14 protein-coding genes, 1 pseudogene and 2 riboswitches are annotated in these 17,224 nt (G+C 29.1%); of the genes and pseudogenes, 3 read left to right on the forward strand and 12 right to left on the reverse strand.

The features are described from left to right. Positions 1 to 53 precede the first annotated feature (53 nt). From DIC82_13985 to DIC82_14010, 6 genes are all read right to left on the reverse strand, one after another. On the reverse strand, positions 54 to 377 hold the full coding sequence (locus tag DIC82_13985) for a cobalt ABC transporter (protein AWK52053.1): 324 nt from the start codon (positions 375 to 377) through the stop codon (positions 54 to 56). Further along, positions 377 to 1,129: a cobalamin biosynthesis protein CbiM gene (locus DIC82_13990; GenBank protein AWK52054.1), complete on the reverse strand. Its 753-nt coding sequence runs from the start codon at positions 1,127 to 1,129 to the stop codon at positions 377 to 379. Before DIC82_13990 ends, DIC82_13985 begins: the two co-directional genes overlap by 1 nt. A 153-nt stretch (positions 1,130 to 1,282) precedes the next feature. Further along, positions 1,283 to 1,424: riboswitch (cobalamin riboswitch) on the reverse strand. A gap of 43 nt (positions 1,425 to 1,467) precedes the next feature. Further along, a complete protein-coding gene (locus DIC82_13995; GenBank protein ID AWK52055.1) occupies positions 1,468 to 2,295 on the reverse strand; it encodes an ATP-binding protein in 828 nt (275 codons plus the stop codon). A gap of 12 nt (positions 2,296 to 2,307) precedes the next feature. Then, a complete protein-coding gene (cbiQ, locus tag DIC82_14000) occupies positions 2,308 to 3,210 on the reverse strand; it encodes a cobalt ECF transporter T component CbiQ (GenBank protein AWK52056.1) in 903 nt (300 codons plus the stop codon). 154 nt (positions 3,211 to 3,364) lie between these two features. Continuing rightward, a riboswitch (cobalamin riboswitch) is annotated at positions 3,365 to 3,559 on the reverse strand. 134 nt (positions 3,560 to 3,693) lie between these two features. Beyond that, positions 3,694 to 3,906, reverse strand: a complete 213-nt coding sequence (locus DIC82_14005) for a hypothetical protein (protein ID AWK52057.1) — start codon at positions 3,904 to 3,906, stop codon at positions 3,694 to 3,696. Positions 3,907 to 4,260: 354 nt separating this feature from the next. Further along, complete coding sequence (locus DIC82_14010; GenBank protein ID AWK52058.1) at positions 4,261 to 4,827, reverse strand: cytochrome b5; 567 nt, start codon at positions 4,825 to 4,827, stop codon at positions 4,261 to 4,263. 168 nt (positions 4,828 to 4,995) lie between these two features. On the opposite strand from DIC82_14010, the gene DIC82_14015 reads away from it, so the two are divergent. Next, the gene (locus DIC82_14015) at positions 4,996 to 6,690 is read left to right on the forward strand and encodes a DDE transposase (GenBank protein ID AWK52059.1); all 1,695 of its coding nucleotides are present in this window, start codon (positions 4,996 to 4,998) and stop codon (positions 6,688 to 6,690) included. Positions 6,691 to 6,856: 166 nt separating this feature from the next. Here the strand turns inward: DIC82_14015 and DIC82_14020 are convergent, their stop codons facing one another. The 5 genes and pseudogenes from DIC82_14020 to DIC82_14040 all read right to left on the reverse strand — a co-directional run bounded on the left by DIC82_14020 (position 6,857) and on the right by DIC82_14040 (position 13,865). Then, on the reverse strand, positions 6,857 to 10,111 hold the full coding sequence (locus DIC82_14020) for a helicase (protein ID AWK52060.1): 3,255 nt from the start codon (positions 10,109 to 10,111) through the stop codon (positions 6,857 to 6,859). A gap of 53 nt (positions 10,112 to 10,164) precedes the next feature. Beyond that, complete coding sequence (locus tag DIC82_14025; GenBank protein AWK52061.1) at positions 10,165 to 10,350, reverse strand: hypothetical protein; 186 nt, start codon at positions 10,348 to 10,350, stop codon at positions 10,165 to 10,167. A 76-nt stretch (positions 10,351 to 10,426) separates the two neighbouring features. Beyond that, a complete protein-coding gene (locus DIC82_14030) occupies positions 10,427 to 12,361 on the reverse strand; it encodes an ABC transporter (GenBank protein ID AWK52062.1) in 1,935 nt (644 codons plus the stop codon). 491 nt (positions 12,362 to 12,852) lie between these two features. Continuing rightward, entirely contained in the window at positions 12,853 to 13,659 is an 807-nt protein-coding gene (locus DIC82_14035) for a hypothetical protein (protein AWK52063.1), read from the reverse strand. Positions 13,660 to 13,706: 47 nt separating this feature from the next. Continuing rightward, positions 13,707 to 13,865, reverse strand: a pseudogene (locus tag DIC82_14040) (N-acetyltransferase). A 716-nt stretch (positions 13,866 to 14,581) separates the two neighbouring features. Here DIC82_14040 and ilvB point away from each other — a divergent pair. Together ilvB and ilvN are read left to right on the forward strand one after the other, a co-directional pair. After that, the gene (gene ilvB / locus DIC82_14045; GenBank protein AWK52064.1) at positions 14,582 to 16,264 is read left to right on the forward strand and encodes a biosynthetic-type acetolactate synthase large subunit; all 1,683 of its coding nucleotides are present in this window, start codon (positions 14,582 to 14,584) and stop codon (positions 16,262 to 16,264) included. Continuing rightward, positions 16,257 to 16,550, forward strand: coding sequence for an acetolactate synthase small subunit (gene ilvN / locus DIC82_14050; GenBank protein ID AWK52065.1), 294 nt, complete (start codon positions 16,257 to 16,259; stop codon positions 16,548 to 16,550). The genes ilvB and ilvN overlap by 8 nt, the downstream gene beginning before the upstream one ends. A gap of 117 nt (positions 16,551 to 16,667) precedes the next feature. Here the strand turns inward: ilvN and DIC82_14055 are convergent, their stop codons facing one another. Continuing rightward, positions 16,668 to 16,958: a hypothetical protein gene (locus DIC82_14055; GenBank protein AWK52066.1), complete on the reverse strand. Its 291-nt coding sequence runs from the start codon at positions 16,956 to 16,958 to the stop codon at positions 16,668 to 16,670. Positions 16,959 to 17,224 lie beyond the last annotated feature (266 nt).

Raw genomic sequence — 17,224 nt, forward strand, 5'->3', positions numbered from 1 at the left:
AATATATATTTTATGCAGAAGCATCATTTATATTATTTTCATATAAAAAAATATTATTTTATTTTATTCTTCTGATTTTCTATTTTATTTCTCTCTACGAACCTTCCCATGAAGAAAGCAATAACACCCACTCCAATACCTGTCTGTACACAAAAAAGCAAGCTCTCAATCTCGCCTGGTAATTCTCCACCAATCCAAGTTTCCAGAACAGGTGTAAACCAAGGCTTATAATCGCTACCTGTAATTTCGGCAACTACTTTGCTACCTGCATCATCGGAACCACCAAATTTAGCACCCTTTAATGTGAATAATGGAATCATCGCAATCAATGCAGCAATAATTAATAAACTTACAACTGTTTTTTTCGTCTTTGTCATTAATTTTCGCCTCCATTCACTAATCCAAGATCCATTAATTCAGATTTTGCATATGTTTCAAGACCAATAATGATGACAACAGTCAGAATACCTTCTATAATTGCTAGTGGAATTTGCGTCGGTGCAAATACTGCAAGGAATTTAGCTGCAGATGCTGCAATACCACCGTTATCAGACGGATATGCAAGTGCAAGCTGAAAACTAGTTACACAATAGGTGAATAGATCACCGATTGATGCTGCCAAGAAAATACCTACATATTTATTGACTTTAAGCTTCTTGCATAATTTATAGATTCCATAAGAAACGAAGGGACCTGCAATAGCCATAGAAAATGTATTGGCACCAAGAGATGTCAGTCCACCATGAGCAAGCAATATTGCTTGGAAAATAAGTACAATAATACCTAAGATGCTTACTGCGCTTGGTCCAAATAAAATTGCACCAAGTCCTGTACCAGTCATATGTGAACAACTTCCTGTTACTGACGGAATCTTTAAAGATGAAATTACAAAAATGAATGCGCCTGCCATGGCAAGAATAGTAATGGCTCTATGGTGCTTGGACAATGTTCTATTAATTGATAAGTAACCTGCTACTACGAATGGAATGCATATAACACCCCACATAATACAGAATTTTGGTGGAAGATAACCTTCCATAATGTGCATTGCGTTTGCTGTGGTCGATACTCCGAAAACTAAAGCAAATGCTGCCGCAAGAGTAACAATTCTCTTTTCTTTTTGATTCATTTTTCCTCCTCTATAGTTCTTAATGTGAACGGCATCAAAAACTAGACAATATAAATCACCTGCATTTACAAAAATAAATCAGGTGTGCGGTCCTAGGACAGGACTTTAGCGATTTTCTCGCTAACCACACTTAGTCATCGTTCGTAACTAAATATAACAACTTATCACATTTGCTGGTCTCCTGACTTGGCAGCTTATGCTTACCTTCACAGTGGCGTGACCGTATGGGATTCTCACCCATTTCCCGTTGCCCTTAGCAAATATTTGCTCTGGCACCAATGGATATTAAATTATCATAAGTATCATAACATTTTTATTCCAAATTATCTATTATATTACTACTTTTCAATAACTTTCTTAAATTCCTTTGTGCTTTTTGGATAAGCTTTTGTATCTTCCAACAGATGTTTTTCTACAAGCAATTCATAGACCTCCAATAAAGTGGGCTCTTTCAGATTCGCCTGCTTTAAAACTTCCTTGTTTTGAAAAATTTCTAATGGTGTTCCATCTGCGATAATTTTCCCCTCACAGAATACAAGAACTCTTTCAGCCCATCTGTATGCAAAATCTACATCATGGGTAGAAATCAGCATTGTCTTCCCCTCAGATCCAAGCTTGACCAAAACTTCTTCCAACATCATTGCATTTAAAGGATCCAGTGCTGCCGTCGGTTCGTCAAAGATTATTATTTCCGATTTCATAGCAATGATATCGGCAATACTGACGCGCTTCTTTTCACCACCACTCAAATAGTGAGGCGGACGATCCTTGAACTCCGAGATGTTCATGTATGCTAGCGCTTCGTCAACCCGTTTTAGTACTTCTTCTTTTGGAAGCTTTAAATTCATAGGTCCAAATGCAACTTCTGCCTTAACTGTAGATGCAATGATTTGATTGTCTGCATCCTGAAATACAATTCCAATATTTTTTCTAAGCTCGTTTAAATTCTTTTTACTTATAACTGTACCCCGATAAATGATTTTCCCATTTTCCGGTGTAAGTACACCGTCTACGTTCAAAAAAAATGTGGATTTTCCGGAGCCATTGGAACCAAGGACAGCAATTTTCTCACCTTCATAGATATCCACGTTCACTCCGTCCAATGCAGACTTCCCATTTCCATAGGTGTAGTAAAGATCTTCGACTTTTAATATTAGTTTCTTCATAATCGTTCCTTTCTATCTTGTAAAGATCCAGAGCAAAATTATAAAAATTATAAATGCTGCGGCAGTGGTAATTTGTATTGTTTCTATCTTTTTATCTTCCTCCAAAAATATAAAATCTCCATCATAGCATCTGGCCTCCATGGCATCATAATAAGCATTTGCCTTTTTAAGCGAAATAACCAGCATATTGCTTGCGATGCTTCCAAATGTATAGCAGGAAGTTTTAAAATCGCAATAGCCCTGACGAGATTCTGCAGAGTTTTTCATTTTAGTATAAATATCCATTAAAATGAATATGTAACGGTAAATAAGACTCATCAGTTCTACAATAAGCTTTGGTAAATGTGCCTTTCGAAGCACATATATAATCTCAGAAGATGGAGTCGACAGTGTCATCATCTGTAGAGCACTGATGGTTGCAAAAACTTTCAAAATCAAAAAGACCACTGTCTTAAGCTTTTCCTGTGAAGTAAACACATAGCAGAAACCAAGATACAGGTTATACTGCCCCATTGGCTGTTTTGAAAAATCAATTGCAATGGTAAAGGTGCCAATAAGGATAAATGCAATTGGGATAGCTAGTATTGACAAGTATCCATGTGCTGAAAGCCCTCCTTTTACAACGGTCAGATAGGTCATTACAATAATGACTGTAACAGATACATATGGATTGTCCAATAGAATACAAAGAATCAGTGTAAGAACGGATAAATATACTTTAAAGCTAGCATTCCAGTGTCTGATTTTGGAAGCATAAGCGTAAAAGTCAATTGAAGACCCTTCTCCATGTTTATGTCCGATTTTATGGTTATGATGATGTGTCCCATCCCTATGAGTATGATTGCTTTGATGTTTCCATATAAGGAAAAAGACAACCACAAGAAACATAGCACATAAAATAATAATTTTTTCCATATCATATCTCCCTTGAATTTTTATATGGTTTTTCTATAAAATAAAAAAGCCCTTCTAACTAAAGTGTTAAAAAGACATAATAATAAAACATACTCACTCACATAAAATCAGTAAATAAATCTTCATCAAAACGCCCCCTCTATCACTCGTAGAGTTAATGGTGCAAAATATAGGCAGGTCTTCTGACTTAAGAATCATCATTTAAGTACGTCTTCCCTAATTAAAAGTGACACAATATACTTAAACTCCTCTAATACAGCTACGGGATAGTTTAGGAATTTCACCTAATTCCCTTTTAATTAATCAAAATTCAGTTAATTTTAATTAAACCTATATTTTATTATAGCATTTTTCTAAAATGCATTTATGTTCATAACCATACCATTATTATTCAAAAAAATCAATCGATATTTTTTATATTTAAAGCTATAATAGTGTAATTTTGTACTATTATAGCTTTATCTTATAGAATGTAAAATTAAGTTAGTTATTTAATTTTAAATATTGTTTTTCTGTTATTTCAGTAAAAAAGTTAAGTGCAAACTCTTTATAATGATTAAGTGTTTGTTTTCGTTCCTCTTCTTCTTTCGCTTCTATAAAGCAATCTACAGGATCACCATTTATAGCCTTGCTCCAATAAATTCTATTTCCACTAAGTGTAATCTCTGCACTGTAAGTCATAAGATAATATTTCATATTCTCAATCTCCTTTTAAATTATTTTTAATTATATATGATTTTAGCTAACACCATACTTCCTCGATTAGATTGAGTTTTGTACTATAAGGCGCTAGAAACATCACTTCAAGTCTATCTTTAAATTCCCCTAAAATGGTTTTATCAATTTGCATGGTGAATTGTTGCATTATCTAAAATCATAATTGTTTTTCCCTTTTATTAAAACTTTATACGTTAGATATTTCATCTTTAGAGTATAAAAAATGCTTTCTTCCCAATACAAAGAAAATAACAAGTTCAAAATGCAATAAAAACAAACTACCAATTAACTAAGTAGTTTGTTCTTTCATTTATCTATATAATTTATCTTTTTCTATTTATTCATCTTGCTCTTTGCTAACAACTGAGATGTACCATCCTTTTCCCATTCCTCTACTTGATCAATAGCTTCTTGAGGATTTTTTCCCAATCCTACAAGTATGCCTGACAAAATGAATTCCTGATATAAATGTTCTGGATTAATTCCAGCTTTAGCTTCTGCTAATGCACGATCAACTAATGGAGTAATAAACTTAACCCAGTCATCAGGAGTAAATTTAGATTTGTCTTGGATTACACCTTCATTCATTGATACAGGATTTCTACTATTGTTTACTGTAAGTACACCCACTTTAGGTAAATTCTTAAGTGTTGAAGTTCCATGACAAGACTTAAATTCATCTGTTAAATTTTGACCAGCTGCATAACCAAAGTGTGTTCCACCAGCCCAAGTTGGTTCTTTACTTAAATCATAAACTATACCATCAATTGCCACATAGGCAGGTTTTCCGTTACTTCCATCATACTGTGCTAATTCTTCTAAAGTAAATTCTTTTTGTTGTCTATAATAATTATCTCCTATAAGTTCACTAATAGTTTTAAAATCAAAATAAGTAGACATGTATACCTCTTAAATATTTTTATCTATACAGTGTATGACTATAGCATTACAAAACGTTCTATAATTTGCTTTCCATTAAATTAGAAATATTATGATTAGACCACAAAAAGCTGACAAATATCATCCAATTAGAATTTAATGATATAATAGCATTATAAAATTAAACGTATGAGGAGAATTACTATGTTTTGCAAAAATGACCTTCAACAAACTTCATTATTTGAACCAATCAACCAAATGCCAAAATACCTTCAAGATATTTTAAATAAAAGTTGGGCTAAGGCATTTAAGGATCATATTTTTCCGCGAATAAATGAGGAGCGTTTTTCGGTTTTATATAGCAATAAAGCCTCAAGGCCTAATTCACCTATTAATGTTATTCTTGGCTTACTAATTATAAAAGAAATATTTCAGCAGACTGATGAAGAGCTTATCGGCTCTATTCATTTCGATGTAAGATATCAATATGCTTTAAATACAACTAATTATGAAACACAACCAGTATCTATAAATACTCTAACAAATTTTAGAAACAGACTTGTTGAATATGAAGCGTCAACTAATGAAGACTTAATAAAAGCTGAAGTTGAAGCTTTATCCGAAAGCATTGCTAAGTATTTATCTGTTGATAATAAAAAAGTTAGAGTGGATTCGTTAATGGTTAGTTCATCATGCAAAAAATTAAGTAGAATTGAGCTAGTATATTCTATAAATAGCAGACTTATTAAAGCTCTAAATATAATAAATCCACCTATTATAAGTGATGAACTAAAACCGTACCTTGAAAAGGGGCATAAAAATGACACTATATATAGAACTCAAGATTTAAAGGCTGATTCAAAACTTTCAATTTTAATCGAACATTCTAAAATTCTATACAATATCGCTCTGAAAGCTGGAGATATAGTTACTTCAACAGAAGAGTTTCAACTTTTAAATAGAGTTATTCAGGACCAAACTACAGAAGATGCTGCAAAAAATTTAGTTATTAAAGATTCAAAAGATATAACTTCAACTAGTTTACAAAATCCAACTGACAAAGATGCAACCTACAGAAAAAAATATGGTGGTAACGTTGGTTATGTTGTTAATATACAAGAATCATTTAATGATAAAAACAGTGTTATAACAGGCTATGACCTTAAGCAAAATATTCACAGCGATTCAAAATTTGCTGATGATGTTATTGCTAATTTAGCTTCACAAAATAAAAATTCAAACTGTAAACTACTAGTTGATGGTGCTTACTATGAACAAGAAAAAGCCAAAAATGCTTTAAAACAAGGAATTGAAATGATTCCAAGTCAACTAGTTGGCAGAAAAGTATCTACTGATAAACTGAGTTATTCAAAATTCATTGTAGATGACGAAAAAAATGTAATAAGTTGTTGTCCTAACGGAGTCGAACCTGTAGAGTCTTATTATAGTTCAAAATCTTATACAGCCAAATTTGACTCCAGTACATGTGAAAAATGTCCTTTAAATTCACAATGTCCAAAGAAAATATCAAAGAAATTTAATACCATAAGAGTTAGCGAAAAAGCTTATAATACAGCTACTCAAAGAGAAAAAATGCACGAGAGTGAGTATATAAAGCTTGCAAATAAAAGGGCTGGTATAGAAGGTATTCCTTCTGTTTTGAGGAGAAGATATAAAATTGATACCATGCCTATCCGGGGATTATTGCGCTCAAAATTATGGGTTGGATTTAAAATCGCAGCCTATAACTTCAAGAAACTGTTAAAACAGTTTCTTGAAAGTGGCATAGAGTGTTTTCTCAATATAATTGCATGTATAGTTGCTGTAATAATTAACTGTTTTAAATTATATTTTTTAGAATTTGAAGCAAAGCTGTCAAACTAATCACGATACTTTATAGTTTTTGTGGTTTAATCATATTATATATTATAAATATATAGTTCCATAAGATTTAATTGTTAATATATGCAAAATAGAGTATATTTTTTAAGGGAGATATAAAAATGTAACTTAACTAGTATGCTTACATTTTATTATTTTTGAATATGACTTAGTTAAACAAATCTAAAATTTCATTTTCTTTTAATGTATTGATAAATGAACCTACCGATAAATCGTCCCCTAAAATCTTATTTATTAATTCTCTCTTAGAATCTTGCAAATCTACAATCTTTTCTTCTATAGTTCCACTTGAAATTAATTTTATTACTTCAACTACATTTTTTTGACCAATTCTATGAGCTCTATCAGTAGCTTGATCTTCAACTGCCGGATTCCACCAAGGATCAAAATGTATTACTATATCAGCACTAGTTAAATTAAGTCCTGTACCTCCAGCTTTAAGAGATACTAAAAATACAGTATTTTCTCCACTATTAAATTCATCAACCATCTTCATTCTATTAAGTGATGAAACTTTACCATCTAAGTAAGAAAATAAGAAATGTTTTTCTTTTAGTATCTTACCTATATTCTTAAGTACAGATGTAAATTGAGAGAATACTAGTATTTTATGCCCTTCTTCTATGCTTTGTTCTAGGAGCTCAATAAGTGCATCTATTTTACCGCTAGTCCCTAAATAATTATCCATTGTGACAGAAGGATCTAAACATATTTGACGAAGTTTTGTTATATAAGATAAAATCTCAATTTTACTCTTACTAAACTCAGAGTCCTTAACCTTCTTTTGAATTAAATCTTTAACGTAATTTGCATAAGTTTCATATACGACTTTTTGTTCATCACTTAAAGGAACAAGTAATCTCTTTTCTATTTTGTCTGGTAATTCTTTAATTACATTTTTCTTATACCTTCTAAGAATAAACGGTTTTACAAGCCTATTTAATTCTTCTAATATTTCTGGCCCTTCCTCAAGCCTTCTATGATATCTAGTTATAAACTTTTTCTCATTATATAAATATCCAGGCATTATAAAATCAAATATTGACCAAAGTTCCATTAATGAATTTTCTATAGGAGTACCAGTTAATGCAAATCTAACTCTTGATTTTATCTCCTTAACAGATTTTGCACTTAGTGAAGATTGATTTTTAATATTTTGAGCTTCATCTAAAATACAATAATCAAATTCCATATCATATAATTCTAAATCACGTCTTAAAAGATTATAAGTAGTCAAAATTACATCATAATCTTTATAATTTTTAATCAACTCTTCTCTTTCTTCTTTAATACCATTTGAAATTCCAATTTTCATTGATGGAGCAAATTTTTTAAATTCATTTTTCCAATTGTAGATTAAAGAAGTAGGTGCAATAATAATTGTTTTAGAATTTGGTCTTGAAAGTAATAATGTTATTGCTTGAAGAGTTTTACCAAGCCCCATTTCATCACCAAGAATTCCTCCAAAGCCCAAATAATCTAAAGTTCTAAACCAATTGTATCCATCTTTTTGATACTTACGCAGTTCAGCTTGAAGCCCATAGGGTGGTTGAAATGATTTATCTTTAATATTTTTTAATTTATCTTTAATATCTTTGATTTCATCACAACTCTCTATAAATCTCAACTCTTTTTCTTCTAGATAATCTTCAAGATAAGCTCCTTTATTCATTGGAATTTGAATTAAATTATTCTTTAATTCATCCTCTAAAAGTAAGTTATCTATAAGAGTTAATGCTTCTTTAAGATCTACATCTTCTAAATCTAGAAATTCTCCATTTTCAAGTTTATAATATTTTAAATTATCTCTAAAACTTCTAAGTATCTTAGAAATTTCTTCTTCTGACATATCAGACATTTTAAATTCAAATTCAAAATAATTAAACTTACCCTTCCTAACTTCACCATTAAAATCAGATTTTTTAAAGTCTTTTATTCCTTTAAATCTCTCTGAATAAAAAACTTCACCGTATCTTTGAAGTTTTTCTATTTCGTATTTAAAAAATTTAAAAGCATCATTATCATCTCTCAAAAAGTATAATCTTCCGTCAACTTCTTCAAATCCAAGAGTACGAAGCATTCCAAAGACTTCATGTTCTTTATCAGTATCTCTATAAATAACCTTATCGTTATATTCTTCAAAATAATTAAATTCATGACCTTCATAAGATACTTTAAATAATAATGATATGTCTTTGTCTTTATCAAAGTAAAATCTAAAATTAACGGGTCCTATAATAACCTTATCCCTTATATTCTTAGATAAAGTTAACTCACTTGTAATCTTTTGTATAGATGGTATTAACTCTTTTAAAATTTTATTTTCCTGATTTTTGTTAAAACTTACTTTAGAAGTAGCATTAAAAATTTTTAAATAAGGAGACAATCTTTCACACTGTTCTATTGAAGGAATATAAATTGTAGTTCCATATAAAAATACATCTTCATTTTGTGTTAAAGCCTCTGGTATACCATTTGAAGCTTCTAAAATTATGGAATCCTTCTTATTCAATAGTGCAAATGGAATAGGCATATCTCCTTCAATTATTTCTGATTCTAATATTCGATAAAAGAAACCGTCACCTAAATATAATCTATTCTTTTTTATGATGTTTAAAAATTCCTTAAACATCACATCAGGAATAGTTAATGTTTTTCCATCTATTAGTTTATCTTGATGACGTTTAAAATTCCTATCATGTTCAGCCATATTTTTGATATTATAAATAAATTTAATTAGTCTTTTGTCTTCATAAGAAAAACATTGCTTTTTTATATCAAAAATAAAATCTTTTCCATACTTAATTGGAATTTTATTATAAAGAGATACTAAAAATTGGTTTATATCTCGTATCATATACAGTTTATTACTTTTACTTCTAAGACCTATTTTAAATTCTACTTGAAGTTTAGAAGACCAATTGTTTTTATTTATAGTAATTTCAAATTTAATCTTATCCTTTTGATTATCTCCGATAAGTAATGATAATAAATCATCATTACTATCATCTTTTGCCTTAGATTTGTTTTTAGTAGGCTTAATATTGTTTATTATCTTGGTTCTTAATTCATCATCATCATCAATATTTCGTAAAAATGTATAAAACGTAGCCACTAAGTGTTTACAGCAATAGTTATCCTTTGTAAATTCATTCTTTTCAAAATCCATACAACTACAGTAAGATCCAATAACATCTTTTGTTTCATTATCAATTTCAAGCTTACATAAATATTCACTGAGAAGACTTTCTGAAACTACAGAAGATCGTATTTTTATATTATCTTTATCTACGCTAACATTAAAATCTCTAAGTAAATCGTTTTTTAAGACACGTTCTCCTTTAATTCGTGTTGAATTTGTTATGCTTTTATTAAAGCCTTCTAGGAAAATTTGTTTTATCAATTTTATCACCTGCATTTTTATTTTGTATCCATAGTTATTTTTCCAAATGTACCCTATTTAAATGTCTTAATTTTATTTATTAAATCTATACTAATATATTGTGATTTAGAAATTCCTTTTCTAAAATATCTTATTTGTTTATACTGTTTTCCCTGAAGTTCTATATCTAAAATATCTATTCTATCGCCTTTAAATATAGTTGGCTCTGTTTTCCCTTTTAAATAAATATGTAATTCCATCATCTTAAGTGAGATTATTATATTCTATTTAATAATAATCTCATTTTCCTCCTTATTATAATTATGTTTTTTATATTTATTTGTTTTCATTATATTCTTCAATTGCTGCTGCAATCTCATTTAAATATTCCCATCTTTCATATTTATTTTCTAGTTCTTTTTGTGCCATTTCTTTTTCTTTCATTAATTCATTAAGCTTACCATAATTTGTAGAATTTTTTGCCATATCTTTTTCTAATGTTTCTATTTTCTCTTCTAATTTAGATATATCTTCATCTATAGTTTCAAATTCCTTTTGTTCTTTAAAAGTAAATTTCGGTTTATTATCTTTAGTTCTTTCTTTAGTTCCTTTACTTTTTTCTTCATTAGATTTATCTTCAATTATATTAGTCTCTTCTTGAACCTTCTCTATTTCTTTTGAAATTAAGAAATCACTATAGTTACCGTTATACTCCTTAATTAATCCATTTCCTTCATATGAAAAAATTTTATTACATATCCTATCCAAGAAGTATCTATCATGTGATACAACAATTACTACACCCATGAATTTATCTAAGAAATCTTCCAAAATCTTCAGTGTTTCAATATCCAAATCATTTGTAGGTTCATCTAATATTAAGAAATTAGGTGATTCCATTAGTACTCTAAGTAAATGTAACCTTCGTCTTTCTCCACCAGATAACTTTTCAATTGGAGTATATTGCATTGTACTATCAAATAGAAATCTTTCACTCATAGTTGATGCCGATATTTTTGTGCCATCATCTACAGGAATAAATTCTCCACCTTCTTTAACATAGTCAATTACTCTAAGCTTTGAGTCCATATTAGTATTATCTTGAGCAAAACAACTAATTTTAACAGTATCTCCAATTTCGATTGTTCCACTGTCTAAAGGAAGCTTTCCTCTAAGTAAATTTACTAAAGTTGTTTTACCAGCACCATTTTCTCCAATAATGCCAACTCTATCATTTCTCAAAAATATGTAATTAAAATCTTTAATTAATGTTTTATTTCCAAATGATTTACACACATCATATAATTCAACGACTTTTTTACCAAGTCTAGAACCAACGAGTGAAATATCAACATCATCTCGTATATTTATAGATTCAGTATTTACAAGATCATCAAATCTTTGAAGTCTAGCCTTTTGCTTAGTACTTCTAGCTTTTGCACCACGTCTAACCCACTTCAATTCATTTCTTATTAATGCATTTTTCTTTTCTTCTTGTACTTGTTCTGTTTGTAGTCTTTCAATTTTCATTTCAAGAAAAGCTGTATAGTTTCCTGGATAAGAATATATATTTCCTCTATCTAATTCAATAATTCTATTAGTAACTCTATCTAAGAAATATCTATCATGGGTAATCATTAAAAGTGCACCTTTACGTGCATTTAAAAAGTCTTCAAGCCATTCTATAGAGTCTGAATCTAAATGGTTAGTAGGTTCATCTAATATAAGAAGATCGCATGGGGTTATAAGGGATCCTGCTAGTGCAATTCTCTTTTTTTGCCCACCGGATAAATTCCCTACCTTCTCATAATAATTTGTTACTCCAAGTTTAGTTAAAATAGTCTTAGCATCACTTTCTAAAGCCCATAAATTAAGCGAATCAATTTGTCCTTGAATTTTAATCAATTCATTATTTAAGAAATCAAAGTCTTCTTTCTTACAAGAGTTAATTTTATCTAATAACTCTTCATATTTTTTGAGGAGCTTCATTTCTTTAGTATCACCTTTAAATATTTGCTCTAAAACAGTAGCATCTTCATGGAAAAGTGGATTTTGATCTAAGTATTCAATTCTAATATTCTTGCCTTTAGTTACATTTCCATCAAAGAATTCTTCACGTCCAGAAACTATTTTTAGAAATGTAGATTTACCTGCACCATTCATTCCAATTAACCCAATTTTATCTCCATCATTAATCCCAAGGGATACATTGTTTAATAATATTTTCTCACTATAGCTTTTATTTATATTATCTAACGTAATTATATTCATTTAGTTTAAACTCCTTTATTCAATTATATACTTCTATTTTAACACAGTAAGTTAATAAACAAAAATTAAAGGTTGAAAATTGATATTCATTTATTATTTCTCAGGAAATAATTACCATGTTAGAGAAGTATTTTGTTTTAAATCTTTGTTAAGATTGATCACCGCACTAATCTAATTTTGGCACAGTTTAGTTTACATAATAATTATTATATAAACTAATATAATAATATCCTATATATGTTATATGTCTTTCTTTTGTTTTTTACATATATTTTGAGTTGATAAAAAAATATATACTAACACTAAAGTTTATATAGTCTTCTGTTCTCGATATTATCTAACAGAACTAAGTTTATATTATGAAACTATAAACTGGAACAAAAGCATGCTTTTTATTTTGGCGGATTATCCGTATACGTTAGCTTTGACGTTAAAACCATATTTATAAATTTAAAAGGAGCAGCTGCTATACGCATATCTGCTCCTTAATATTAAATTAGATCTTTAATTAAAGATTTAATTTCTCTATATTCATTATCTTCTTTATAAACCTTTTCAAGTTCATATTTAGCTTTTTCTGTTTCTCCTAATTTAAAATATGTTAATCCTAAAAAGTAATTAAATTCTATTAACAAGCCTTTAAATTCATCTTTTATATTTAATACTCTATTAAATACTTTGATTGCTTGTTTATATTCTTTGTTTAGGCAATATGATTTTGCAAGAAGTACATCGCTAACATGTTTCATTAAATCGTTACTTTCATATTTAACAGAGTTTAAATATTTAATGCAATTCCCATAATCTTCAATATTGAAATAACAGGCCCCAACTAAATAATTGTATTTACTATTTTGAGCTTTAAGAACATTACTTTTTAATAAATTATCTATAGTTTCTTTATAATTCCCTACCTTATAATTAATTGATGAAAGTAATACATAAGCCAATTTATTGTCCGAGTCAACTCTTACTGATTCAGAAAGTGCATCTTTGGCCTTTTCCATTTCATCTTTATTTATACAGTCTAGTGCTAGATTAAAATATGTGGCTGAGATATTTTTAGGTGTCCGTTTATAAATAAAAAATATTATAACAGAAATAATGATTAATGCGATCCCACTATATAAATTCTTAAAACATAATATTATGCCCGATATTAGCATCCATATTACCCAACCGCCATTTAATTCTTGATATTTTCCACATTCAGATAAATCCATTTCTTGAACTGCTATGTTTTTTTTCCTTTCTTTTAAACTATTTGTAATTGATTTCATTTTATTGTTTTCTCCCATAACTTATTCTCCTGTCTTTTAAGTAAAAATTAAAATTTTACTTTATTAGTATTGTTTATATTATAGTGTTCTGTCCAAGTAAGATATTTAGTAACTTCTTTATCAGAAGCCCAATTATAATACATATCCAAAGTGTCATTTTACGTAAAAGGTCTTAATATAAATTTATTAGTTTCTAAAATGCTTGTACCTTTATGATTTAACATTAAAGTTCTCCTAAATATTATACAACTTAATTTAATTAATTGTTTACATATATTATTTTACACTATAATGAATATAATATAAATAATTTTATTATATTTACTACATTAAATCCTTCTGCATTAGCCTTTTCTATAAAATTTTTAGTATTATATGGTCAACGTGTTCTTAAGTTAAATTTATAATTTACTTAATCGTATATTCTGAATATTGTGTAATATTCAGAATATTTTCTTAATTCTTATTGACAAGTTAGCTTATTTTTTAATATAATTAGTGCAAACTTAATACTTTATAAACTATGATAAGGAAGAGTACATATATTATTGAAACACAGAGAGAGAATGTTTGCTGCAAATTCTCATGAGATGTATTTGGAATGTAGCCTTGGAGTTTTTAATCGAAATCTTTTTTAGATAGTAGAATTAAACGGATGGTCTACCGTTAAAAGGACAGTAATATCGGTGTTTTTTACCTGTATTATGATGAGTGTGTATTTGATTATACAAATTTAGGTGGTACCGCGATGATATTCTCTTCGTCCTATTATTATAGGATGAAGAGTTTTTTTATTCTTTAGGAATTTATAATTAAACTGCACTTTTTTTATTATATAAAATTTGTCCGACATCTTAGTTCCCATTAATAAATAATATTTTTTATGATTCATATATTCTTATTATACAAGTCAAAAATATTTATGTAAGGAGTGATTTTTTTGAAATATAATGGTGCTGAAATTGTTATTAAAATATTAGAAAATGAAGGTGTAGAATATATATCTGGTATTCCTGGAGGATTTAATCTTCCATTATATGATGCTCTATATAAAAGTAAAATTAAACATATTCTAGCTCGTCATGAACAAGGGGCTGGCTTTATTGCACAAGGAATTTCTAGAAGTACAAATAAAGTCGGTGTATGTTTTGCAACCTCTGGTCCTGGTGTAACTAATCTATTAACTGCTATTGCAGATGCCAAACTTGATTCTATACCACTTGTTGCAATAACAGGGCAAGTTTCTTTATCTTCTATAGGAACAGACGCTTTTCAAGAGGTAGATGCTTATGGTTTAACAATTCCTATTACTAAACATAACTTTTTGATTAGACATATAAATGAGCTTTTCACTGTTATTAAAGAAGCTTTTAAAATAGCATTAGAAGGAAGACCTGGTCCCGTACTTATTGATATACCTAAAAATATACAAATGCAAGTTATTGAATTAGAGGAGTTTCCTTCTAATACTGAAGATCATAAGAATGTGCCTGAGAAAAAAGATTTAAAGAACTCTACCCTTTACTGTATGGCTGAATTAATTAATAATTCAAAAAAACCTATAATCTATGCAGGTGGAGGCGTAGTTAACTCTAATGCTTGCACAAATTTATATAAACTTGCAAAAAAAAGCAATATTCCAGTAGCTTTAAGTCTTATGGGCCTTGGCGTTTTTCCATATAATGATGAGTTAAGCCTTAGAATGCTCGGTATGCATGGAGCACCTTTTACCAATTATTTACTTAATGAAGCGGACTTGATCTTAGCTTTAGGTGTAAGATTTGATGATAGAGCTACAGGTAATATAGAAAAATTTTGTCCTAATGCTACAATTATTCATATTGATATTGATCCTTCTGAAATAAATAAGATTAAGACAAGTAGCTTATCTATGGTTGCAGATATCTATGATTTTATTAAAGCTATTCTTCCACACATTGATGCTAAACCTAGAAGTTCTTGGGTTCAAAGAGTTAAATGTTTTAAGGAAAAATATCCACTTCCTTCTTACGAAAATATATTACATCAAGCTAATATAATTCCTTTCGTAGCAAGTGTAGTGCCAAGTGATACTATTATTACTACTGATGTTGGTCAGCATCAAATGTGGGTAGCTCAAAGATATCCCTTTAAAGATCCCAAAGAGTTCTTAACTTCTAGCGGGCTTGGAACCATGGGATTTGGACTTCCAGTAGCTATAGGCGCTGCTTTAACTAACAAGGATAAAACTATAGTTTGCTTTAGTGGAGATGGTTCCATCTTGATGAATATTCAAGAACTCGCAACTCTTGCTGATTTTAACCTCAATGTAAAAGTAATTATATTAAATAATCATTATTTAGGTTTGGTACGTCAGCAGCAAGAATTATTTTATAATCAACATTATATAGCATCTCATTTTATATCAAATCCAAATTTTAAGATTATAGCGGAAGGTTTTGGCATAAAGTCTTGCGATTTAGGTAATGAAGAAGAACCTTTAAAAAAGCTAGAAGAGCTATTATCTATAAAAGGGCCTTGCGTAATTAATATCCCTATTGAAGAAACAGAAAACGTACTTCCGATGGTTGCTCCAGGTGGATCAAATATAGAAATGATAGGTGGTGAAAACTTTAATGATTAATACTGATTTTTATCTTATTGAATTACTTGTTAGAAATCATTCTGGTGTCATGAGTCATATAACAGGACTTTTTGCACGCCGTGCCTTTAACCTTGAAGGAATATTATGTGCACAAATAGGTGATGGTTCTACAAGTAAGATGTTTCTACTCGTAAAAAATAATTCTGTTTTAAACCAAATCATAAAACAATTGGAAAAACTTTATGATGTACTTGAAGTTTCAATTCATCAAGATTATGATCAATCTGTATTCCAACATCTTGATAAGGTACTCAAACTTATGTAAATTTGCACGATTAGAAAATTAATATCTTTATTAATTATAAATTTATAAAGAGGAGCATATTCCTATAACTCCTCTTTATAAATAAAATATTATTTGTTTTTATGCGATATTTCTTTGTTAACAACAGTTACGTTTACAACATCTACGTTTGCAGCAAGTACGTTTACGACTGTTGCCTTTACAACATTTAATGCAACATTTATTTTTTTTCATGAATTCTAAAAGTTGTTTTTGTGCCTTTTCATATCCTTCTTTAGATCCTTTTTCAAAAGCTCTATCATAAACTTCTTCCATTATATCTGTAAAACAGTCTTTTTTTTCATCAAAACAATAATCCATTTCATCTATGGATTCAAATTCTTCTTCCTTATAACTTTTGCAGTCTCTTTTGTTATCTTTCTTATCCATCTTCTTATCTCCTTCGTAATTTATCACAAATTATTTATTTGCTAAAAATTGCGTTTGCTTGATTTTTTTATTTCATAAATATACCACTGATGGTGCATAAAATCTTTAACATAACCTTAAAAGAATTACAAATCGCCTAATATTATATTATGCAAATTTTTTATATTTGTTATCAATCACGTGGTGAATATATAATCTAAAATTGGTTGTCTAGAAGTTTTAATTATATAAGAAAATAGAGATTATGCCTTTTAGACTGCATAATC

This window comes from Clostridium beijerinckii, assembly GCA_003129525.1.
GTDB classification, from domain to species: domain Bacteria; phylum Bacillota; class Clostridia; order Clostridiales; family Clostridiaceae; genus Clostridium; species Clostridium beijerinckii_D.